17 protein-coding genes are annotated in these 21,485 nt (G+C 70.8%); 13 read left to right on the forward strand and 4 right to left on the reverse strand.

Translation table 11 applies throughout. The features are described from left to right. Positions 1 to 64 precede the first annotated feature (64 nt). The 4 genes from secD to ACIQGQ_RS19915 all read left to right on the forward strand — a co-directional run bounded on the left by secD (position 65) and on the right by ACIQGQ_RS19915 (position 6,179). The gene (gene secD / locus ACIQGQ_RS19900) at positions 65 to 1,810 is read left to right on the forward strand and encodes a protein translocase subunit SecD (protein WP_402397539.1); all 1,746 of its coding nucleotides are present in this window, start codon (positions 65 to 67) and stop codon (positions 1,808 to 1,810) included. A gap of 1 nt (position 1,811) precedes the next feature. Beyond that, positions 1,812 to 2,915 carry a protein translocase subunit SecF gene (secF, locus tag ACIQGQ_RS19905; protein WP_366290500.1) on the forward strand — a complete coding sequence of 368 codons (1,104 nt, stop codon included), beginning with the start codon at positions 1,812 to 1,814 and terminating at the stop codon, positions 2,913 to 2,915. After that, positions 2,912 to 3,463 carry an adenine phosphoribosyltransferase gene (locus tag ACIQGQ_RS19910; protein ID WP_402397542.1) on the forward strand — a complete coding sequence of 184 codons (552 nt, stop codon included), beginning with the start codon at positions 2,912 to 2,914 and terminating at the stop codon, positions 3,461 to 3,463. Before secF ends, ACIQGQ_RS19910 begins: the two co-directional genes overlap by 4 nt. A 160-nt stretch (positions 3,464 to 3,623) precedes the next feature. After that, a complete protein-coding gene (locus tag ACIQGQ_RS19915; RefSeq protein ID WP_402397545.1) occupies positions 3,624 to 6,179 on the forward strand; it encodes a RelA/SpoT family protein in 2,556 nt (851 codons plus the stop codon). Positions 6,180 to 6,455: 276 nt separating this feature from the next. Here the strand turns inward: ACIQGQ_RS19915 and ACIQGQ_RS19920 are convergent, their stop codons facing one another. Continuing rightward, complete coding sequence (locus ACIQGQ_RS19920; protein WP_402397547.1) at positions 6,456 to 7,685, reverse strand: DUF349 domain-containing protein; 1,230 nt, start codon at positions 7,683 to 7,685, stop codon at positions 6,456 to 6,458. A gap of 186 nt (positions 7,686 to 7,871) precedes the next feature. Next, on the reverse strand, positions 7,872 to 8,651 hold the full coding sequence (locus ACIQGQ_RS19925; protein ID WP_402397550.1) for a peptidylprolyl isomerase: 780 nt from the start codon (positions 8,649 to 8,651) through the stop codon (positions 7,872 to 7,874). A gap of 150 nt (positions 8,652 to 8,801) precedes the next feature. Between ACIQGQ_RS19925 and ACIQGQ_RS19930 the strand changes: the two genes are divergently transcribed. From ACIQGQ_RS19930 to ACIQGQ_RS19945, 4 genes are all read left to right on the forward strand, one after another. Continuing rightward, complete coding sequence (locus ACIQGQ_RS19930) at positions 8,802 to 9,488, forward strand: MBL fold metallo-hydrolase (RefSeq protein ID WP_402397553.1); 687 nt, start codon at positions 8,802 to 8,804, stop codon at positions 9,486 to 9,488. 14 nt (positions 9,489 to 9,502) lie between these two features. Beyond that, positions 9,503 to 10,768, forward strand: a complete 1,266-nt coding sequence (gene hisS / locus ACIQGQ_RS19935; protein ID WP_402397555.1) for a histidine--tRNA ligase — start codon at positions 9,503 to 9,505, stop codon at positions 10,766 to 10,768. A gap of 556 nt (positions 10,769 to 11,324) precedes the next feature. Beyond that, a complete protein-coding gene (locus ACIQGQ_RS19940; protein WP_402397558.1) occupies positions 11,325 to 11,960 on the forward strand; it encodes a vitamin K epoxide reductase family protein in 636 nt (211 codons plus the stop codon). A 66-nt stretch (positions 11,961 to 12,026) separates the two neighbouring features. Continuing rightward, entirely contained in the window at positions 12,027 to 13,403 is a 1,377-nt protein-coding gene (locus ACIQGQ_RS19945) for a replication-associated recombination protein A (protein ID WP_402397561.1), read from the forward strand. Between the two features lie 198 nt (positions 13,404 to 13,601). Here ACIQGQ_RS19945 and ACIQGQ_RS19950 read toward each other — a convergent pair whose 3' ends face one another. Then, entirely contained in the window at positions 13,602 to 14,303 is a 702-nt protein-coding gene (locus ACIQGQ_RS19950; protein WP_402397563.1) for a DUF2470 domain-containing protein, read from the reverse strand. Between the two features lie 188 nt (positions 14,304 to 14,491). On the opposite strand from ACIQGQ_RS19950, the gene rpsD reads away from it, so the two are divergent. After that, on the forward strand, positions 14,492 to 15,106 hold the full coding sequence (gene rpsD, locus ACIQGQ_RS19955; RefSeq protein WP_352277422.1) for a 30S ribosomal protein S4: 615 nt from the start codon (positions 14,492 to 14,494) through the stop codon (positions 15,104 to 15,106). Positions 15,107 to 15,123: 17 nt separating this feature from the next. On the opposite strand, the gene ACIQGQ_RS19960 is transcribed toward rpsD, so the two are convergent. After that, entirely contained in the window at positions 15,124 to 17,325 is a 2,202-nt protein-coding gene (locus tag ACIQGQ_RS19960) for an ATP-binding protein (RefSeq protein WP_402397565.1), read from the reverse strand. A 215-nt stretch (positions 17,326 to 17,540) separates the two neighbouring features. On the opposite strand from ACIQGQ_RS19960, the gene ACIQGQ_RS19965 reads away from it, so the two are divergent. The 4 genes from ACIQGQ_RS19965 to ruvX are packed head-to-tail and all read left to right on the forward strand — an operon-like array spanning position 17,541 to position 21,457. Continuing rightward, the gene (locus ACIQGQ_RS19965; protein ID WP_366290683.1) at positions 17,541 to 17,975 is read left to right on the forward strand and encodes a DUF948 domain-containing protein; all 435 of its coding nucleotides are present in this window, start codon (positions 17,541 to 17,543) and stop codon (positions 17,973 to 17,975) included. A 7-nt stretch (positions 17,976 to 17,982) separates the two neighbouring features. Further along, on the forward strand, positions 17,983 to 18,306 hold the full coding sequence (locus tag ACIQGQ_RS19970; RefSeq protein WP_352277418.1) for a hypothetical protein: 324 nt from the start codon (positions 17,983 to 17,985) through the stop codon (positions 18,304 to 18,306). Then, complete coding sequence (alaS, locus tag ACIQGQ_RS19975; protein ID WP_402397568.1) at positions 18,306 to 20,975, forward strand: alanine--tRNA ligase; 2,670 nt, start codon at positions 18,306 to 18,308, stop codon at positions 20,973 to 20,975. Before ACIQGQ_RS19970 ends, alaS begins: the two co-directional genes overlap by 1 nt. An 8-nt stretch (positions 20,976 to 20,983) precedes the next feature. Further along, positions 20,984 to 21,457 (forward strand): Holliday junction resolvase RuvX, encoded by a 474-nt coding sequence (gene ruvX / locus ACIQGQ_RS19980; protein WP_402397572.1) that lies wholly within the window; start codon positions 20,984 to 20,986, stop codon positions 21,455 to 21,457. Positions 21,458 to 21,485 lie beyond the last annotated feature (28 nt).

Raw genomic sequence — 21,485 nt, forward strand, 5'->3', positions numbered from 1 at the left:
TACACTTCGTGGCCGCTCGGGTGCGTACCCGGCCCGGGGCGGTTGGACAGGGAGAAACGAGAAGGTGGCAGCACCGAAGAAGAGCCGGGGACCGGCCGGCGGGCAGGGCAGGCCGGGGCGTTCCCTGGCTCTGATCCTGATCGCCATGGTCGCGCTCACCGGCGGGATGTTCCTGGCGGACCACCCCACCCCGAGGCTGGGCATCGACCTGGCGGGCGGCACCTCGATCACGCTCGAGGCGAAGAGTGAGCCGGGCCAGGAATCTGCGATCAACAAGACCAACATGGACACGGCGGTCCAGATCATGGAGCGCCGTGTCAATGGTCTGGGTGTTTCCGAGGCCGAGGTCCAGACCCAGGGCGATCGCAACATCATCGTCAACATCCCCAAGGGCACGAACTCCGCCCAGGCCCGTGAGCAGGTCGGTACGACCGCCAAGCTCTACTTCCGGCCGGTGCTGACCGTCGCCCAGGGCACGCCCACTCCGAAGCCCAGCGCGTCGACCTCCGGCAAGCCCGACCCGTCCACCAGCCCCAGCGCCCCCGAGGCGGGGAACGGGAAGGGCTCGGCGAGCCCGGACCCGAGCGCCACCACCCAGGGCCGCGCGGTCACCGGCGGCCTGAAGGCCGACTCCACCCCCGACCCGAAGGCGAGCACCACGCCCAAGGGCGACGCCACGCCGTCGGCCTCCACGGCCGACCAGGCGGCCACCGCCGAACTCCAGAAGAAGTTCGAGGCGCTCGACTGCTCCAGCGCGGCGTCCCGCGCCAAGGCCACCCAGGGCACCAAGCCGACCGATCCGGTCGTCGCGTGCGGCTCCAAGGAGGACGGCTGGCCCAAGTACATCCTCGGCCCGGCCGAGGTGTCCGGCACGGACGTGGACAGCGCCAAGGCGGCGCTGGACCAGAACGGTCAGTGGATCGTTCAGATGGAGTTCACCAAGTCCGGCGCCAAGAAGTTCCAGAAGATCACGGGCCGCCTCGCCGCGCAGCAGCAGCCGCAGAACCAGTTCGCCATCGCGCTCGACGGCGAAGTCGTCTCGGCGCCCTCCGTGCGTACGGCGCTGAGCGCCAACGCCGAGATCTCCGGCAGCTTCACCCAGCAGTCCGCCGAGGACCTGGCCAACGTGCTCTCCTACGGTGCGCTCCCGCTCTCGTTCAAGGAGCAGAGCGTCACCACGGTCACCGCCGCGCTCGGCGGCGAGCAGCTCCGGGCCGGTCTGATCGCCGGTGCGATCGGCCTCGCCCTGGTCGTGATCTACCTGGTCGCCTACTACCGGGGCCTGGCGTTCATCGCGCTGCTCAGCCTCCTGGCCTCCGGCATCCTGACCTACACGCTGATGGCGCTGCTCGGCCCGGCCATCGGCTTCGCGCTGAACCTCCCGGCCGTCTGTGGTGCCATCGTGGCCATCGGTATCACCGCGGACTCCTTCATCGTGTACTTCGAGAGGATCCGCGACGAGATCCGCGAGGGCCGCACGCTCCGCCCCGCGGTCGCGCGGGCCTGGCCGCGCGCCCGGCGCACCATCCTGGTCTCCGACTTCGTGTCGTTCCTGGCCGCCGCCGTCCTCTTCGTCGTCACCGTCGGAAAGGTGCAGGGCTTCGCCTTCACGCTGGGTCTCACCACCCTGCTCGACGTGGTCGTGGTCTTCTTCTTCACCAAGCCCGTCATGACGATCATGGCCCGCAAGAAGTTCTTCGCGAGCGGTCACCCGTGGTCCGGCCTGGACCCGAAGCGGCTCGGCGCCAAGCCGCCGCTGCGCCGTTCGCGGCGTGCCACCGCCCCCACTTCTGACCCGAAGGAGGCGTGAGATGTCGCGACTCGGCACGCTCGGCGCCCGTCTCTACCGAGGCGAGGTCGGCTACGACTTCATCGGCAAGCGCAAGATCTGGTACGGGATCTCGATCCTGATCACCATCACGGCCATCGTCGGCCTGGCGGTCAGCGGCCTGAACATGGGCATCGAGTTCAAGGGCGGCGCGGTCTTCACCACCCCGAAGACCTCCGCCACCGTCGCCGAGGCCGAGGACCTGGCCACCAAGGCCTCCGGGCACCAGGCGATCGTCCAGAAGCTCGGCAACGGCGGTCTGCGCATTCAGATCACCGAGGTCGACACCGCGAAGTCCGACCAGATCAAGGACACCCTCTCCAAGGACCTCGACGTCCCGGCGGAGAAGATCGCCGCCGACCTGGTCGGCCCCAGCTGGGGTGAGCAGATCGCCAACAAGGCGTGGACCGGGCTCGGCGTCTTCATGGTCCTGGTCGTGATCTACCTGGCCATCGCCTTCGAATGGCGGATGGCCATCGCGGCCCTGGTCGCGCTGATCCACGACATCACCATCACGGTCGGCATCTACGCCCTGGTCGGCTTCGAGGTCACCCCGGGCACCGTGATCGGTCTGCTGACCATCCTCGGTTACTCGCTCTACGACACCGTCGTGGTCTTCGACAGCCTCAAGGAGAGCACGGTCGGGATCACCAAGCAGACCCGCTGGACCTACAGCGAGATCGCCAACCGGTCCATCAACGGCACGCTGGTGCGTTCCATCAACACCACCATCGTGGCGCTGCTGCCGGTCGCCGGCCTGCTCTTCATCGGTGGCGGTGTCCTCGGCGCGGGCATGCTGAACGACATCTCGCTGTCGCTCTTCGTCGGCCTCGCCGCCGGTGCGTACTCCTCGATCTTCATCGCCACGCCGCTCGTCGCCGACCTCAAGGAACGCGACCCGCAGATGAAGGCCCTGAAGAAGCGGATCCTCGCCAAGCGCGCGGCGGCCGCCGCCAAGGGCGAGTCCGCCGAGGACCAGCCGGAGGACGACGACTTCCCGCAGGACGCCGCCCCCGCCGCGGCGGTCGTCGGTCAGCGCCAGCAGCCCCCCAGGGGCCACGGCCGCACCCCGGGGAACCGCCGATGACCAGCACCACCGACACCACCCGCGAGCTCCTGCTCAGCCGGATCCGTGACGTCCCCGACTACCCGAAGCCGGGCGTGCTGTTCAAGGACATCACCCCGCTGCTCGCGGACCCGGCGGCGTTCACCGCCCTCACCGACACCCTCGCGGAGCTGTGCGTACGGTACGGCGCCACGAAGGTCGTCGGTCTGGAGGCGCGCGGCTTCATCCTGGCCGCCCCGGTCGCGGTCCGGGCCGGGCTCGGCTTCGTACCGGTCCGCAAGGCGGGCAAGCTCCCCGGGGCGACGCTCAGCCAGGCCTACGAGCTGGAGTACGGCACCGCCGAGATCGAGATCCACGCGGAGGACCTGTCCGCCGACGACCGGATCATGGTCATCGACGACATCCTCGCCACGGGCGGCACGGCAGAGGCCTCGCTGGAGCTGATCCGGCGGGCCGGCGCCGAGGTCGCGGGCGTCGCGGTCCTCATGGAGCTCGGCTTCCTGGACGGGCGCGCCCGTCTGGAGCAGGGGCTGCGCGGTGCGCCGCTGGAAGTCCTGATCACGGTCTGAGCCGCACGCCACCGACACGGCCACGCACGGAACGGGCACCCGGGAACAACCGGGTGCCCGTTCCGCGTTGTCGGGAGTCTCCACGGTCCCCGGGGGAAGAGCGGGCGCAGGCTCGATACGATGGCCTTTCCGGGTACCCGGATCCGCACGAGGAGCACTCTTGCCAGACGAGGCCCAGCCAGTCGCCGCCCCGCAGCCCGACAAGCCCGCGGCGGCCCCAGCCGCGCCCGGGAAGAGGCAGCCCGCGGAGAAGCCGAAGCCGATGCCCGGCAAGGGCCCCGAGGCAGGTCCCGTCGCCCCCGGCCAGCCCGCGCAGCCGGCCGCCGCGGCGCCCCCGGCCGCCTCCGCCCCGAAGCCCCCGTCGAAGCCCGCGGCCAGGCCCGTGCAGCCCACCGCTCCCGCCACCCGCTCCGGCGGCTCGTCCAACCGGGTGAGGGCCCGGCTGGCCCGGCTCGGCGTGCAGCGCTCCAGCCCGTACAACCCGGTGCTCGAACCGCTGCTGCGGATCGTCCGCGGCAACGACCCCAAGATCGAGACGGCCACGCTCCGCCAGATCGAGCGGGCCTACCAGGTCGCCGAGCGCTGGCACCGCGGCCAGAAGCGCAAGAGCGGCGACCCGTACATCACCCACCCGCTCGCCGTCACGACCATCCTCGCCGAGCTGGGCATGGACCCGGCGACCCTGATGGCCGGGCTGCTCCACGACACGGTCGAGGACACCGAGTACGGCCTCGACACCCTGCGCCGCGACTTCGGCGACCAGGTCGCCCTGCTCGTCGACGGCGTCACCAAGCTGGACAAGGTCAAGTTCGGCGAGGCCGCGCAGGCCGAGACCGTACGCAAGATGGTCGTCGCCATGGCCAAGGACCCCCGGGTCCTGGTCATCAAGCTCGCCGACCGCCTGCACAACATGCGCACCATGCGGTACCTCAAGCGGGAGAAGCAGGAGAAGAAGGCCCGCGAGACGCTGGAGATCTACGCCCCGCTGGCGCACCGCCTGGGCATGAACACCATCAAGTGGGAGCTGGAGGACCTCGCCTTCGCGATCCTCTACCCCAAGATGTACGACGAGATCGTGCGCCTGGTCGCCGAGCGGGCCCCCAAGCGCGACGAGTACCTCGCCATAGTGACCGACGAGGTCCAGGCCGATCTGCGCGCCGCCCGGATCAAGGCCACCGTCACCGGCCGGCCGAAGCACTACTACAGCGTCTACCAGAAGATGATCGTGCGGGGCCGGGACTTCGCCGAGATCTACGACCTGGTGGGCATCCGGGTCCTCGTCGACACCGTCCGCGACTGCTACGCGGCGCTCGGCACCGTCCACGCGCGATGGAATCCGGTCCCCGGCCGGTTCAAGGACTACATCGCGATGCCCAAGTTCAACATGTACCAGTCACTGCACACCACGGTGATCGGTCCCAGCGGCAAGCCCGTCGAACTCCAGATCCGCACCTTCGACATGCACCGCCGCGCCGAGTACGGCATCGCCGCGCACTGGAAGTACAAGCAGGAGGCCGTCGCGGGCGCCTCCAAGGTCCGCACCGACGTGCCCAAGAGCCCCGGCAAGGGCGCACGCCAGGACACTGTCAACGACATGGCGTGGCTGCGCCAGCTCCTGGACTGGCAGAAGGAGACCGAGGACCCCGGCGAGTTCCTGGAGTCGCTGCGCTTCGACCTCTCGCGCAACGAGGTCTTCGTCTTCACGCCCAAGGGCGACGTGATAGCGCTGCCCGCCGGAGCGACCCCGGTCGACTTCGCGTACGCGGTGCACACGGAGGTCGGCCACCGGACCATAGGAGCACGGGTCAACGGCCGGCTCGTCCCGCTCGAATCGACGCTCGACAACGGCGACCTGGTGGAGGTCTTCACCTCCAAGGCGGCCGGAGCCGGACCGTCCCGGGACTGGCTGGGCTTCGTCAAGTCGCCCCGCGCCCGCAACAAGATCCGTGCCTGGTTCTCCAAGGAGCGCCGCGACGAGGCGATCGAGCAGGGCAAGGACGCCATCGCCCGGGCCATGCGCAAGCAGAACCTGCCGATCCAGCGCATCCTGACCGGCGACTCCCTGGTCACCCTCGCCCACGAGATGCGCTACCCCGACATCTCCTCGCTGTACGCGGCGATCGGCGAGGGCCATGTCGCGGCCGCCGGGGTCGTGCAGAAGCTGGTCCAGGCGCTCGGCGGCGAGGACGAGGCCAACGAGGACATCGCCGAGAGCTCGCCGCCCTCCCGCAGCCGTGGCAAGCGGCGCTCCAACGCCGACCCGGGCGTGGTCGTCAAGGGCGTCGAGGACGTCTGGGTCAAGCTGGCCCGCTGCTGCACGCCGGTTCCCGGCGACCCGATCATCGGCTTCGTCACCCGCGGCAGCGGCGTCTCCGTGCACCGCGCCGACTGCGTCAACGTCGACTCGCTGTCGCAGCAGCCGGAGCGGATCCTGGACGTCGAGTGGGCGCCGACCCAGTCCTCGGTCTTCCTGGTCGCCATCCAGGTCGAGGCGCTCGACCGGTCCCGGCTGCTCTCGGACGTCACGCGCGTCCTGTCCGACCAGCACGTCAACATCCTGTCCGCGGCCGTCCAGACCTCCCGGGACCGGGTGGCCACCTCCCGCTTCACCTTCGAGATGGGCGACCCCAAGCACCTCGGCCACGTACTGAAGGCGGTCCGGGGCGTGGAGGGCGTCTACGACGTCTACCGGGTCACCTCGGCCCGCCGGCCGTAGCGGCCGGGCCGAGAGGGGCCGGGGGCTGGGCGCCGGCCCCGTACCGGCCGTGGTCCAGAAAGTACCGCCCTGCCGACGGCCGCTCGCCTCGCGTCGCCGATGCCCGGGTCGCCGGGGACGCGGAGGACCGCGACGCGGTCGTCCGTGGCACTGCCGGATCCCGGCAGTGGTCGTGATCCCATCGCTTCCGTCCGTGCCGTACCCGCCCGGACGCGGAAGGGGCCTTCCCGCGCGAACGCGGAAAGGCCCCTCGGGCGTATGCCGGATCCCCCGACCTCAGCCCCCGAACTCCTCCAGGCCCTTGAGCGCCTGGTCCAGCAGCGCCTGACGGCCTTCGAGCTCCTTGGCCAGCTTGTCGGCACGGGCGTTGTTGCCCGAGGCGCGGGCGGCGTCGATCTGCGTACGCAGCTTGTCGACGGCCGCCTGGAGCTGACCGGTCAGCCCCGCGGCGCGGGCCCGCGCCTCAGGGTTCGTCCGGCGCCACTCCGCCTCCTCGGCCTCCTGGAGCGCCCGCTCCACCGCGTGCATCCGCCCCTCGACCTTCGGGCGGGCGTCGCGCGGCACATGGCCGACGGCCTCCCAGCGCTCGTTGATGGCCCGGAACGCGGCCCTGGCCGCCTTCAGGTCCTTCACCGGTACCAGCCGCTCGGCCTCGACCGCGAGCTCCTCCTTCAGCTTGAGGTTGTCGCCCTGCTCCGCGTCCCGCTCGGCGAAGACCTCGCTGCGGGCGGCGAAGAAGACGTCCTGCGCACCGCGGAAGCGGTTCCACAGGTCGTCCTCGGCCTCGCGCTGGGCGCGGCCCGCCGCCTTCCACGCCGTCATCAGGTCGCGGTAGCGGGCGGCGGTGGTCCCCCAGTCGGTGGAGCCGGAGAGCGACTCCGCCTCGGCGACCAGCTTCTCCTTCGCCTTGCGGGCGTCCTCGCGCTGGGCGTCCAGCGAGGCGAAGTGGGCCTTGCGACGCTTGGAGAACGCCGAGCGGGCGTGCGAGAAGCGGTGCCACAGCTCGTCGTCGGACTTGCGGTCGAGCCGGGGGAGGCCCTTCCACGTGTCGACGAGCGCGCGGAGCCGTTCGCCGGCCGAGCGCCACTGCTCGCTCTGCGCCAGCTGCTCGGCCTCGGCGACCAGGGCCTCCTTGGCGTGCTTCGCCTCGTCGGTCTGCTTCGCCTTCTGGACCTTGCGCTCCTCGCGACGCGCGTCGACGGCCGCGACGAGCGCGTCGAGCCGCTTGCGCAGCGCGTCGAGGTCACCCACGGCGTGGTGCTCGTCGACCTGGACACGCAGATGCTCGATGGCGGTCGTCGCGTCCTTCGCCGACAGGTCGGTTGTCTTCACCCGCCGTTCGAGGAGGCCGATCTCGACCGCAATGCCCTCGTACTTGCGCTCGAAGTAGGCCAGAGCCTCCTCGGGGGAACCCGCCTGCCACGATCCGACGACCTGCTCGCCGTCGGCTGTCCGCACGTACACGGTGCCGGTCTCATCGACACGGCCCCACGGGTCGCTGCTCACAGCGTCTCCTCCACCTGATGCCCGCGAGGGGGTTCACCCCCCTGGCATCGTCCACAGTTTCCTGGGGCGGGCAGCGCCCGCCCTGCACAACGTCAATCTAGGCGACCGGCCGCCCGGCTGTCCGCACTCAGCGCGACCGAAAAAAATCAGTCCCGCACCCGGCGGCGCCGGAAGCGGTCCGGCCGGTCACGACTTGTCGACAGTGGCCTTCGTGATCTTCACTTCCTTCTTCGGCGCGGCGTCGGGCGCACCGCCCGCCGCGCCCGCAGCCCCGATCTTCTCGAGGGTCTTCAGCGAGGCGTCGTCCATCGTGCCGAACGGGGTGTAGTTGGGCGGCAGCTTGCTGTCCTTGTAGACCAGGAAGAACTGGCTGCCACCGGTCTGCGGTCCGGCGTTCGCCATCGCGACCGTACCCGCCGGGTACGTCACCGTGCCGTCCTTGCCCGGCTTGCCCAGACCGTCCAGGTTCTCGTCGGGGATGGTGTAGCCGGGGCCGCCCGTGCCGTCGCCCTTGGGGTCGCCGCACTGCAGGACGAAGATGCCCTGCGTGGTCAGCCGGTGGCACTTGGTGCCGTCGAAGAAGCCCTTGTCGGCCAGCGACTTGAAGGAGTTCGTGGTGTGCGGCGTCTTCGCCGCCTCCATGGAGAACGAGATGTCGCCCTGGCTCGTTCCCAGCGCCATCGTGTACGTGGCCTTCTTGTCGATCTTCATCGCGGGCTCGGGAGCCTTGCTCTCCTCGCTCGGCGACGGCCTCGCGCTCGCGGCGGCGTCCGCGGTGTCCTTCTTGGTGTCGTCGCCGCTGAGGGCGAGGTAGGAGGCTCCACCGATGACCGCCACCGCGACGACCGAGGACGCGATGATGATCGTCAGCCGCTTCCTGCGGTTGCGGGCCTCCTCCCGGCGCTGCTGCTGCCGCTGGAACTTGTCCCTGGCGAGCTGCCGTCGCCGCTGATCGCTGCTGACCACCGGGTGATCTCCTTGCTGGGTCGTGGGTTCGGGCCTTGGCTGCCCCGTACCGTATATGGGTTAGCTGTGGAATGAGGAGCGCCGGTAGGCTCTGAACTGCCGCGACCCCCTCCGTCGCGTTCCGCCGTCGGACGACCATTAAGGACGATCGTGCTCATTGCCGGGTTCCCCGCAGGGGCCTGGGGGACCAATTGCTATCTGGTCGCCCCGGCCGCGGGCGAGGAGTGCGTGATCATCGACCCGGGCCACCAGGCCGCCTCCGGGGTCGAGGAGGCGCTGAAGAAGCATCGGCTGAAGCCCGTCGCCGTCGTACTGACCCATGGCCACATCGACCACGTCGCCTCGGTGGTCCCGGTGTGCGGCGCGCACGACGTCCCCGCCTGGATCCACCCCGAGGACCGGTTCATGATGAGCGACCCGGAGAAGGCCCTCGGCCGCTCCATCGGGATGCCGCTCATGGGCGAGCTGACGGTCGGGGAGCCGGACGATGTCAAGGAGCTGAGTGACGGTGCCCGTCTGGAGCTGGCCGGCCTGGAGTTCTCCGTCGCGCACGCGCCCGGCCATACCAAGGGGTCGGTGACGTTCAGGATGCCCGGGGCCGCGGATGTTCCGCAGGTCCTCTTCTCGGGCGACCTGCTCTTCGCCGGCTCCGTCGGACGTACCGACCTGCCCGGTGGCGACCACGCCGAGCTGCTCGAGTCGCTGGCCCGCGTGTGCCTGCCGCTCGACGACTCGACCGTGGTGCTGTCCGGCCACGGCCCCCAGACGACCATCGGCCGCGAGCGCGCCTCCAATCCGTTCCTGAACGGACTGGACGCGCCCCGACGAGGAATGTGACGAGAGAAACCCCCGTGAGCACCTTCAAGGCCCCCAAGGGCACGTACGACCTGACCCCGCCGGACTCCGCCAAGTACCTCGCGGTGCGCGAGGCGATCGCCGCACCCCTGAAGAACTCCGGCTACGGCTACATCGAGACGCCCGGTTTCGAGGACGTCGCCCTCTTCTCGCGCGGTGTCGGTGAGTCCACCGACATCGTGACCAAGGAGATGTACACCCTCACCACCAAGGGCGGCTCGCAGCTGGCCCTGCGCCCCGAGGGCACCGCCTCGGTGCTCCGCGCCGCCCTGGAGGCCAACCTCCACAAGCTCGGCAACCTGCCGGTGAAGCTCTGGTACTCCGGCTCGTACTACCGCTACGAGCGCCCGCAGAAGGGCCGCTACCGGCACTTCTCGCAGGTCGGCGCCGAGGCGATCGGAGCCGAGGACCCGGCGCTGGACGCCGAGCTGATCATCCTGGCCGACCAGGCGTACCGCACGCTGGGCCTGCGGAACTTCCGCATCCTGCTCAACTCGCTGGGCGACAAGGAGTGCCGCCCCGTCTACCGGGACGCCCTCCAGACCTTCCTGCGCGAGCTCGACCTGGACGAGGAGACCCGCCGCCGCATCGAGATCAACCCGCTCCGGGTCCTCGACGACAAGCGGGCCGAGGTGCAGAAGCAGCTGACCGGCGCCCCGGTGCTGCGCGACTACCTGTGCGACGCCTGCAAGGCGTACCACGAGGAGGTGCGCGACCTGCTCTCGGCGGCCGGTGTGGTCTACGAGGACGACGAGAAGCTCGTCCGCGGTCTCGACTACTACACCCGCACCACCTTCGAGTTCGTCCACGACGGGCTCGGCTCGCAGTCCGCGGTGGGCGGCGGCGGCCGCTACGACGGCCTCTCCGAGATGATCGGCGGCCCGGCGCTCCCCTCGGTGGGCTGGGCGCTCGGCGTGGACCGTACGGTGCTCGCGCTGGAGGCCGAGGGCATCGAGCTCGAACTGCCCGCCGCCACCAGCGTCTTCGCGGTACCGCTCGGCGAGGAGGCCCGGCGGGTGCTCTTCGGCGTGGTCACGCAGCTGCGCCGCGAGGGTGTCGCGGCGGACTTCGCGTACGGGAACCGGGGCCTCAAGGGTGCGATGAAGAGCGCGAACCGGTCGGGGGCCCGCTTCACGGTCGTCGCGGGCGAGCGCGACCTGGCCGAGGGCGTCGTCCAGCTCAAGGACATGGAGTCCGGCGAGCAGACGCCCGTGGCCCTGGCCGAGGTGGCCGGGGAGATCCGCGGGCGCCTGGGCCGCTAGGGCGTGTTTCGAAAGTAGCGTCGTCTGCCCGGAGGGCAGGCCCGGGGGTGTCCGGTGCGTGCGATCGCAAGGCGGAGGGTCGCCCCGATACTGGATGTATCGGGGTGATCCCGACAACGCGGCGAGCAATGGGGTCTCCCCTGCTCGAGCGGAGCCGAGAGCTTGGGGAAGTGCCGGGCGCCCCCGGGCAGACGGGACTTTCGAAACATGCCCTAGGTCCCGGAAGGGGGCGGTGACGGAGTTCCGTCACCGCCCCCTTCGGTGTGTGCGGCCACCCCACCCGACGTCAACTCGACGGCGGTGGATTCATTCCGGCGGGTGGAATTGGCCGGGAAATGCCAACCGCGGTTTCCCTGGGCCGGGTTGGGGCGGGTGAGCCGCGCCCCGGCCCGGGCCGGGAGCCCGGCGCCGGTGCGGGCCCCTCCAACCCCCGGAGCCCGTAGCGGCCGTGAGGGCAGCTTTGGGCACACCTTTATGTTCATCGAACGGAAGAGCGGTGCCGGGTTGCGGCACAATGACCCGTGCCCAGCAGGCCACTCACTGATGGAACGGCGATATGACGACTGCAACGGTTGACCATCCCTCCTCCGAGCAGGACGAGGACGGCGGCGGGCGGACCATCGGCGGCGGTCGCGCGTTCGCACTGCTCCTGGTGATCACCGGTGCCGCCGGACTCCTCGCCGCCTGGGTCATCACGATCGACAAGTTCAAACTGCTGGAGGACCCGAACTTCACGCCGGGGTGCAGCCTGAACCCCGTGGTCGCCTGCGGCAACATCATGAAGAGCGAGCAGGCGGCGGCCTTCGGCTTCCCGAACCCGATGCTCGGCCTGGCCACCTACCCCGTGATCATCGGCATCGGTCTGGCCCTGCTCGCCGGTGCCCGCTTCCGCAGCTGGTACTGGCTCGGCATGAACGCCGGCACCCTGTTCGGCGTCGGCTTCTGCACCTGGCTCCAGTACCAGTCGCTCTACAACATCAACTCGCTCTGCCTCTGGTGCTGCCTGGCCTGGGTCGCCACGATCTTCATGTTCTGCTACGTCACCACGCACAACATCAAGCACCGGATCATCCCCGCGCCGAACTGGCTCCGCAACGGCCTGACGGAGTTCCACTGGGTGCCGCCGGTCCTGTGGATCGGGGTCATCGGCATGCTCGTCCTGACCCGCTGGTGGGACTTCTGGACCAGCTGACCGGCGGGCCCTCCCCGAGCGCCCGGTCCGGCGGGGATGTCAGTGCCGTGACATAGGCTTCAAGGCGTGGAGCCCGACCTTTTCACCGCAGCAGCCGAAGACCGCCAGGAGAAGGACCCGGCCGGCAGCCCCCTGGCTGTCCGGATGCGTCCCCGCACCCTCGACGAGGTCGTCGGCCAGCAGCATCTGCTCAAGCCGGGCTCGCCGCTGCGCCGCCTCGTGGGGGAGGGGAACGGCGGCCCGGCGGGCCCGTCGTCCGTGATCCTCTGGGGCCCGCCCGGCATCGGGAAGACGACCCTGGCGTACGTGGTCAGCAAGGCCACCAACAAGCGCTTCGTCGAGCTCTCGGCGATCACCGCGGGCGTCAAGGAGGTGCGGGCCGTCATCGAGGGCGCCCGCCGCGCCACCGGGGGGTACGGCAAGGAGACCGTCCTCTTCCTCGACGAGATCCACCGCTTCTCCAAGGCGCAGCAGGACTCCCTGCTCCCCGCCGTGGAGAACCGCTGGGTCACCCTGATCGCGGCGACCACCGAGAACCCCTACTTCTCGGTCATCTCGCCGCTCCTCTCCCGCTCCCTGCTGCTCACCCTGGAGCCGCTCACCGACGACGACCTGCGCGGGCTGCTCGGCCGGGCGCTGGCCGACGAGCGCGGGCTCGGCGGTGCGGTGACGCTGCCGGAGGACGCCGAGTCGCATCTGCTGCGCATCGCGGGCGGCGACGCCCGCCGGGCGCTGACCGCGCTGGAGGCCGCGGCCGGTGCGGCGCTGGACAAGCGGGAGAAGGAGATCAGCCTCCAGACGCTGGAGGAGACCGTCGACCGCGCGGCCGTCACGTACGACCGGGACGGCGACCAGCACTACGACGTGGCGAGCGCGCTCATCAAGTCGATCCGCGGCTCCGACGTGGACGCCGCGCTCCACTACCTGGCCCGGATGATCGAGGCGGGGGAGGACCCCCGGTTCATCGCGCGCCGGCTGATGATCTCGGCCAGCGAGGACATCGGCCTGGCCGACCCCACGGCGCTGCCCACCGCCGTGGCCGCCGCGCAGGCGGTCGCCATGATCGGTTTCCCGGAGGCGGCGCTCACCCTGAGCCACGCCACCATCGCCCTCGCCCTGGCCCCCAAGTCCAACGCGGCGACACTGGCGATATCCGCCGCCCAGGAGGACGTGCGCAAGGGCCTCGCCGGCCCCGTCCCGGCCCATCTGCGCGACGGCCACTACAAGGGCGCCGCCAAGCTCGGCCACGCACAGGGCTATGTCTACCCGCACGACGTCCCCGGCGGCATCGCAGCCCAGCAGTACGCGCCGGACGCGGTCCGGGACCGGCACTACTACCGCCCCACGCGCTACGGCGCGGAGGCGCGCTACGCGGACGTGGTCGACCGGGTCCGCGAGCGGCTCGGCCGTACGGCCCCGGGCAAGGAAGCCGGTCCTGCCTAGGCCCTGTCTTCAAAGTGCCGTCGTCCGGCCGGAGGCCGGGCCATGCGGTGTCCGGTGCGTGCGATCGCAAGGCGGAGGATCGTTCCCGTACTGGGCGTACGGGGACGACTCCGACAACGCGGCGAGCGTGCGGGCCGGGCGCCGCACGGCAGACGGCAGTTTGAAGACAGGGCCTAGGGAGTGCGACGGTGTCCCCGGTCAGCGCGCCGCCGCCTCGAAGAGGGTCCGTACGGCGTAGCTCAGTGCGGCGGCATCCCACACCGGCTCGGGGAACTCGAAGCGCGCGTCGTAGCACTGGCCGGTCGGCTCGCACAGCCGCACGCGCAGTCCGTACCGGTCCAGCGCCAGCGGAACGACCGAGGGCAGATGGGCCGGGCAGCGGCCCGCCGTCCGCCCGCCCAGCAGCCCGCGCAGACTCCGCAGCTGCTCGCCGTGGGCCGTGGCCAGATGCTGGAGCAGCTCCGCCTCGTGTTCCAGGAACGGGTCGGGGGCCGCAGCGCCCAGTTCTTCGGGCCGGACCGCCCGCGCGCCCCACAGGTCGTCCACGTACGCCTCCTCGGTCGCCAGCCGGAGCGTCGTGCGGCTGGGGCCCGAGAGGCCGGGGACGGCGGTCAGTCGGCCGGAGACCCACGCCCGGCCGCGGACGCGGTGCGGGACGGAGACCGGGGCGACGTCCGTGATCTCCAGCACCGCCTCCGGTTCCCCGGCGCGGGCGTGCTCGGCGGCCCGTACGACGGGGGAGCCGGCGGGCAGTTCGAGGAAGACGTCGCCCTCCGGTCCCACCGTCCTGGCCAGGGGCGTCAGCTGTTCCGAGGGCAGACGGCGCAGCCCGGGGACGAGCAGTACGGCGGAGCAGGTACTCTGTACGAGAGTTCGTGTGCGCTCGGCTGCTGACGGCATCCGAGTGGTTTCAAGCCCGCTGGGGCGCGGCTGACCACGATCTGATCGGTCCTCCGTCGTATCGGCACCCCGAGGGGTGTCGACGCTGTCAGTGCTGTCCGTGAAGTGACTGGTGTTCCCCGGGCGAGACATGCGATCTCCTCAACTAAGGTGAGCCTAACCTAACCTACGATGGAGGTCTGGAGAACGTGCCTAACCAGTCGCGTCCCAAGGTCAAGAAGAGCCGCGCGCTCGGCATTGCGCTGACGCCGAAGGCCGTCAAGTACTTCGAGGCCCGCCCCTACCCGCCGGGCGAGCACGGCCGCGGCCGCAAGCAGAACTCGGACTACAAGGTCCGTCTGCTGGAGAAGCAGCGTCTTCGCGCCCAGTACGACATCAGCGAGCGCCAGATGGCGCGCGCCTACGACCGCGCCAAGAAGGCCGAAGGCAAGACGGGCGAGGCGCTCGTCGTCGAGCTGGAGCGCCGTCTCGACGCCCTGGTTCTGCGTTCGGGCATCGCCAAGACCATCTACCAGGCCCGTCAGATGGTCGTCCACGGCCACATCGAGGTCAACGGTGGCAAGGTCGACAAGCCGTCCTTCCGCGTGCGCCCCGACGATGTCGTGCAGGTCCGCGAGCGCAGCCGTTCCAAGGTCCCCTTCCAGGTGGCCCGTGAGGGTGGCAACGACACCGACGGCGAGACCCCGCGCTACCTGCAGGTGAACCTGAAGGCCCTGGCCTTCCGCCTTGACCGGGACCCGAACCGCAAGGAAATCCCCGTGATCTGCGACGAGCAGCTCGTCGTCGAGTACTACGCCCGCTGATCCAGGCGTAGTCGCTTTCAACGGCGCTCCGGCCCGCTCCCTCCCGACGTACGGGAAGGGGCGGGCCGGAGTGGTTCTCCGGGGGGCGCCACCGCTCCGGGCCGGGGCGCCGGGGGCTGCCGCCGGACCGCAGGGCCGTTCCCCAGCGCCCTGGCCACCGCCGCGTCCGGGTCCAGCCGCCCGCCCTCGCGCAGCCCGGACTCGTAGCGGGCGGCCCCCAGTTCCCGGCGGGCCAGCTCCTCGCAGCGCGCCCGGGCCTGCCCGAAGTGCGCCGAACCGAACAGCGGCAGCCCCACCGAGGGCCAGATCCGGTCGGCGGCCCCCTGGAGCACCGCCGCCTCCGCCGCGTCACCCTCCATCGCTGTGACCAGTGCCAGCAACTCCAGGGCGAGCACCGAACCGAGCAGGTCGTGGAAGGTGCCGCTGATCGTCAGTGACTGCCCGAGCAGTTCCCGGGCCCGTGCCGGGCGGCCGTGCCGGGCGGCCGTGAAGGCCAGCACGTACAACGCGTACGACCGGGCCCACAGCTCTCCGTGGTCCTCGCACTCCGCCGTGATCTCCTCGCAGATCGCGGCCGCGCCGTCCGGGTCCCCGTCGAACCCGACTGCGGCCGCCAGCTCGACCCGGGCCATCAGCACATTGCTGTTCAGCTCGCCGAGCTCCCGGTAGCGGCGCGCCGCGTCGTCCAGCAGCTCCCGCGCCCGGCCCAGGTCGCCGGTGACGAGCGCCAGGCTCCCCAGCCGGTGCGCCGCGTAGGCGAGCGCCACGGAGTCGTCGCCCCGTTCGGCCGCCTCCCGGCACTCCTGGAGCGCGGCGACCGCGCCGACCGGGTCGCCCTGGAGCACCGCCACGTATCCCAGGACCCACAGCGCCTTCAGCCGCGAGGAGTCGTACGGGGTCTCCTCCTCCAGCACGTGGTCCAGCCAGTGCCGTCCCTCCGAGAGCCGCCCGCAGCACACCCAGAGGAACCACAGCGTGCCGGCCAGATGCTGCGCGAGATGGGCCTCGCCCGGATTCTCCAGCGAACACTCCAGCGCCCGCCGAAGATTGGGCAGCTCGCTCTCGGCCCGCGCCGCCACCTCGGCCTGCCGGGGACTGAACCAGTCCAGCTCGCACCAGGTCGCGAGCCCCAGGTACCAGTCCCGGTGGCGCCGGCGCAGCCGCTCCGTGTCCTCGGTGGCCGCCAGCCACTCGGCGCCGTACTCCCGCACCGTGTCCAGCATCCGGTAGCGGGTGCCGTGCGCCGAGTCCTCGCGCAGCACGACCGACTGCGCCAGCAGCCCGGAGAGCACGTCGAGCATCGAATCGGCCGGCAGATCGGCCCCGCCGCAGACGTACTCCACGGCCTCCAGGTCGAACTGCCCGGCGAAGACCGAGAGCCGTGCCCAGAGCAGCCGCTGCTCCGGCGCGCACAGCTCGTGGCTCCAGCCGATGGCGGTACGCAGGGTCTGGTGGCGGGCGGGCGCGCTGCGGTTCGAACCGGTCAGCAGCCGGAAGCGGTCGTCCAGGCGCTGCAGCAGCTGGACGGTGGACAGGGCGCGCAGCCGCCCGGCGGCCAGCTCCAGGGCGAGCGGGATTCCGTCCAGGCGGCGGCAGAGCTCCCGGGTGGCCTCGCGCTCGTCGTCGGCCGGCCGGAACTCCGGGCGGACCGCGGCGGCCCGCTCCTCGAACAGCAGCACCGCGTCCGCCTCCGACATCGGCGGCAGCGGGAAGACCACCTCCCCGGCCAGCTCCAGCGGGAGCCGCCCGACGGCCAGCACCCGCAGCCCCGGGGCCCGGCGCAGCAGCTCCCGCACCAGTGAGGCGCAGGCGTCCACGAGCTGCTCGAAGCCGTCGATCACCAGCAGCAGCCGGCGCGCGGCCAGATGCTCGACGAGTGCTGCGCGGGGCGCCCCGCCGACATGGCCGGAGAGCCCGAGCGCGTCGACCAGGGCGTGCTCCAGCAGCTCGGGGTCGTGGAGGGCGGTGAGCTCCGCCATCCAGACGCCGTCGCAGTACCGTTTCTCCAGAAGACCGGCGACGCGGGCGGCGCATCGGGTCTTTCCCACTCCGCCGACGCCGACCACCGTGACCAGCCTGGACTCCTCCAGGAGCTGGGCGAGGCGGACGAGTTCGTTCTCCCGTCCGACGAATCTGTTCAGCTCCGTCGGGAGGTTCCCGGGGCCGGTCCGGGTGCTCGGAACGCGGGGGGACACAACGGGGCGCTGGGGGCGTCGCATGAAACACGCAGAGTACTGGCACGGCGGCTCTCCGTACAATCTCGCCCGGGTGCCCCTCGACGTTTCCGTGGGTAATGCGGTACGGGGTGCGACCACCGGCGCGATAGGCTCAAGGGACGACGACCGGCCGTGACCACGGCCGTCGCCGGACCGAACAAGAGACAGTACGAAGACAGCGACGACCGAGAGAGCGGTGCACTGTGTCCGGTGGAGAGGTGGCCGGGATCCTGGTGGCCGTCTTCTGGGCGATCCTGGTCTCGTTCCTCGCCGTCGTGCTGGTGAGGCTGGCCCAGACGCTCAGGGCGACGACCAAGCTCGTGGCGGACGTGACCGAGCAGGCCGTTCCGCTGCTCGCCGACGCCTCCGCCACCGTGCGTTCCGCGCAGACCCAGCTCGACAAGGTCGACGCGATCGCGACGGACGTCCAGGAGGTCACGTCGAACGCCTCCGCGCTGTCCACCACGGTCGCCTCGACCTTCGGCGGCCCGCTGGTCAAGGTCGCCGCGTTCGGTTACGGGGTGCGCCGGGCCATCGGCCGCAGGACCGGAGCCGAACCGGAGCCTCCCCGGCAGGTGATCGTCGGCCGCGCGGTGCCGTCCGCGCGCGGCCGGAAGCGCAACGGCAGAAGTTCCCGCGGACCGAAGGACTGACGCAGCCATGTTCCGCCGTACGTTCTGGTTCGCCGCAGGCGCCGCCGCCGGTGTCTGGGCCACCGCCAAGGTGAATCAGAAGCTCAAGCAGCTCACCCCCGAGAGCCTCGCGGCGCAGGCCGCCGACCGGGCGATCGAGACGGGGCACCGGCTCAAGGACTTCGCTCTGGACGTCCGGGAGTCCATGGTCCGGCGCGAGGCCGAACTGGGCGAGGCGCTGGGGCTGGAGGCGCCGGTCGACCAGGACCTTCCGGTCCGGCCGCACCTCGTCGTGACCACCGAACACCGCAAGCTCCCCTATAAGTCGTACAACCGGAATGAGGACCACTGATGGAGTCGGCAGAAATTCGTCGCCGCTGGCTGAGCTTCTTCGAGGAGCGCGGTCACACCGTCGTCCCTTCGGCGTCGCTCATCGCGGACGACCCGACTCTGCTGCTGGTCCCCGCGGGCATGGTCCCCTTCAAGCCGTACTTCCTCGGCGAGGTCAAGCCCCCGGCCCCGCGCGTCACCAGCGTGCAGAAGTGCGTCCGTACGCCGGACATCGAGGAGGTCGGCAAGACCACCCGGCACGGCACGTTCTTCCAGATGTGCGGCAACTTCTCCTTCGGTGACTACTTCAAGGAGGGCGCCATCACGCTCTCCTGGGAGCTGCTCACCGGTTCCGTCGAGGACGGCGGCTTCGGCCTCGACCCCGAGCGGCTGTGGATCACCGTCTACCTCGACGACGACGAGGCCGAGCGGATCTGGCGCGAGAAGGTCGGCGTCCCGGCCGAACGCATCCAGCGCCTGGGCAAGAAGGACAACTTCTGGTCCATGGGCGTCCCCGGCCCCTGCGGCCCCTGCTCCGAGATCAACTACGACCGCGGCCCCGAGTTCGGCGTCGAGGGCGGCCCGGCCGTCAACGACGAGCGGTACGTGGAGATCTGGAACCTGGTCTTCATGCAGTACGAGCGCGGCGCGGGCGACGGCAAGGAGGACTTCCCGATCCTCGGCGACCTGCCGTCCAAGAACATCGACACCGGCCTCGGCCTGGAACGCCTCGCGATGATCCTGCAGGGCGTGCAGAACATGTACGAGACCGACACCCTGCGCGTCGTCATGGACAAGGCCACCGAGCTGACCGGCGTCCGCTACGGCGCCGAGCACGGCTCGGACGTCTCGCTCCGGGTCGTCGCCGACCACATCCGCACCTCCGTGATGCTCATCGGCGACGGCGTCACCCCGGGCAACGAGGGCCGCGGCTACGTGCTGCGCCGCATCATGCGCCGCGCCGTCCGCAACATGCGGCTGCTGGGCGCCACCGGGCCGGTCGTCAAGGACCTGGTCGACGTCGTGATCGACACGATGGGGCAGCAGTACCCGGAGCTGATCACCGACCGCAAGCGCATCGAGACCGTCGCCCTCGCCGAGGAGGCCGCCTTCCTCAAGGCCCTCAAGGGCGGCACCAACATCCTCGACACGGCCGTCACCGAGACCAAGGCCGCCGGTGGCACCGTTCTCGCCGGTGACAAGGCGTTCCTGCTCCACGACACCTGGGGCTTCCCGATCGACCTCACCCTGGAGATGGCCGCCGAACAGGGCCTCGCCGTGGACGAGGAGGGCTTCCGCCGCCTGATGAAGGAGCAGCGGGACCGCGCCAAGGCGGACGCCCGCGCCAAGAAGACCGGCCACGCCGACCTGTCCGCGTACCGCGAGGTCGCCGACAACTCCGGCGCCACCGACTTCACCGGCTACACGGCCACCGAGGGCGAGTCGGTCATCGTCGGCCTGCTCGTCGACGGCGTCTCCTCCCCGGCCGCCTCCGAGGGCGACGAGGTCGAGGTCGTCCTCGACCGCACCCCGTTCTACGCCGAGGGCGGCGGCCAGATCGCCGACCAGGGCCGCATCCGGCTCGACACCGGCGCCGTCATCGAGGTCCGCGACGTGCAGAAGCCGGTCCCCGGCGTCCACGTCCACAAGGGTGTCGTCCAGGTCGGTGAGGTCACCGTCGGTGCCCCGGTCTACGCCTCGATCGACGTGAAGCGCCGCCGGGCCATCGCCCGTGCCCACTCCGCCACCCACCTCACCCACCAGGCCCTGCGCGACGCGCTCGGCCCGACGGCCGCCCAGGCCGGTTCCGAGAACCAGCCGGGCCGCTTCCGCTTCGACTTCGGCTCGCCGAACGCCGTTCCCGGCTCGGTCATGACCGACGTCGAGCAGAAGATCAACGACGTGCTCTCGCGTGAACTCGACGTCCAGGCCGAGGTCATGTCGATCGACGAGGCCAAGAAGCAGGGCGCCATCGCCGAGTTCGGTGAGAAGTACGGCGAGCGGGTCCGGGTCGTCACCATCGGCGACTTCTCCAAGGAGCTGTGCGGCGGTACGCACGTCCACAACACTGCCCAGCTGGGTCTGGTGAAGCTGCTCGGGGAGTCGTCCATCGGTTCCGGCGTGCGCCGCATCGAGGCCCTGGTCGGCGTCGACGCGTACAACTTCCTCGCCAAGGAGCACACCGTCGTCGCCCAGCTCCAGGAGCTGGTCAAGGGACGCCCGGAGGAGCTGCCGGAGAAGATCGCCGGCATGCTCGGCAAGCTGAAGGACGCCGAGAAGGAGATCGAGAAGTTCCGCGCGGAGAAGGTCCTCCAGGCCGCCGCCGGACTGGTCGAGTCCGCCAAGGACGTACGGGGCGTCGCCCTGGTCACCGGCCAGGTCCCCGACGGCACCTCGGCCGACGACCTGCGCCGGCTCGTCCTCGACGTCCGCGGCCGCATCCAGGGCGGCCGGCCGGCCGTCGTCGCCCTGTTCACCACGGCCAACGGCCGTCCGCTGACCGTCATCGCGACCAACGAGGCGGCCCGCGAGCGCGGTCTCAAGGCCGGTGACCTGGTCCGTGCCGCGGCCAAGACCCTCGGTGGCGGTGGCGGCGGCAAGCCGGACGTCGCCCAGGGCGGTGGCCAGGACCCGGAGGCGATCGGCGCCGCCGTGTCCGCCGTCGAGCGCCTCGTCACCGAAACGGCGTGACGGCGGGCATGACGCAGATGCGCCGGGGCCGTCGCCTCGCGATCGACGTCGGGGACGCCCGGATCGGGGTCGCGTCCTGCGACCCCGACGGGATCCTCGCGACGCCGGTGGAGACCGTTCCGGGACGCGACGTCCCGGCGGCCCACCGGCGGCTCGGACAGATCGTCGAGGAGTACGAGCCGATCGAGATCATCATCGGCCTGCCGAGGTCCCTCGGCGGTGGCGAGGGACCCGCCGCCGCCAAGATCAGGGTCTTCGCCCAGGAGGTCGCCCGCTCGGCCGCACCCGTTCCGGTGCGATTGGTGGACGAGAGGATGACCACAGTGACGGCCAGTCAAGGGCTCCGCGCTTCGGGCGTGAAGTCCAGGAAAGGGCGATCCGTCATCGACCAGGCTGCCGCTGTGGTGATCCTTCAGAACGCTCTGGAGTCCGAACGGGCCTCGGGCCGTCCGCCCGGGGAAGCCGTCGAGGTGGTTGGCTGATCGCGATACGGTAACGTTCCGCGCGATG

This window comes from Streptomyces sp. NPDC092952, assembly GCF_044754785.1.
GTDB lineage: Bacteria > Actinomycetota > Actinomycetes > Streptomycetales > Streptomycetaceae > Streptomyces.

Coding starts and splice junctions, on each gene's coding strand:
- secF (WP_366290500.1), top strand. CDS start 1,812: ATGTCGCGACTCGGCACGCTCGGCGCCCGTCTCTACCGAGGCGAGGTC.
- ACIQGQ_RS19910 (WP_402397542.1), top strand. CDS start 2,912: ATGACCAGCACCACCGACACCACCCGCGAGCTCCTGCTCAGCCGGATC.
- ACIQGQ_RS19940 (WP_402397558.1), top strand. CDS start 11,325: ATGACGACTGCAACGGTTGACCATCCCTCCTCCGAGCAGGACGAGGAC.
- ACIQGQ_RS19950 (WP_402397563.1), bottom strand. CDS start 14,303: ATGCCGTCAGCAGCCGAGCGCACACGAACTCTCGTACAGAGTACCTGC.
- ACIQGQ_RS19960 (WP_402397565.1), bottom strand. CDS start 17,325: ATGCGACGCCCCCAGCGCCCCGTTGTGTCCCCCCGCGTTCCGAGCACC.
- ACIQGQ_RS19970 (WP_352277418.1), top strand. CDS start 17,983: ATGTTCCGCCGTACGTTCTGGTTCGCCGCAGGCGCCGCCGCCGGTGTC.
- alaS (WP_402397568.1), top strand. CDS start 18,306: ATGGAGTCGGCAGAAATTCGTCGCCGCTGGCTGAGCTTCTTCGAGGAG.
- ruvX (WP_402397572.1), top strand. CDS start 20,984: ATGACGCAGATGCGCCGGGGCCGTCGCCTCGCGATCGACGTCGGGGAC.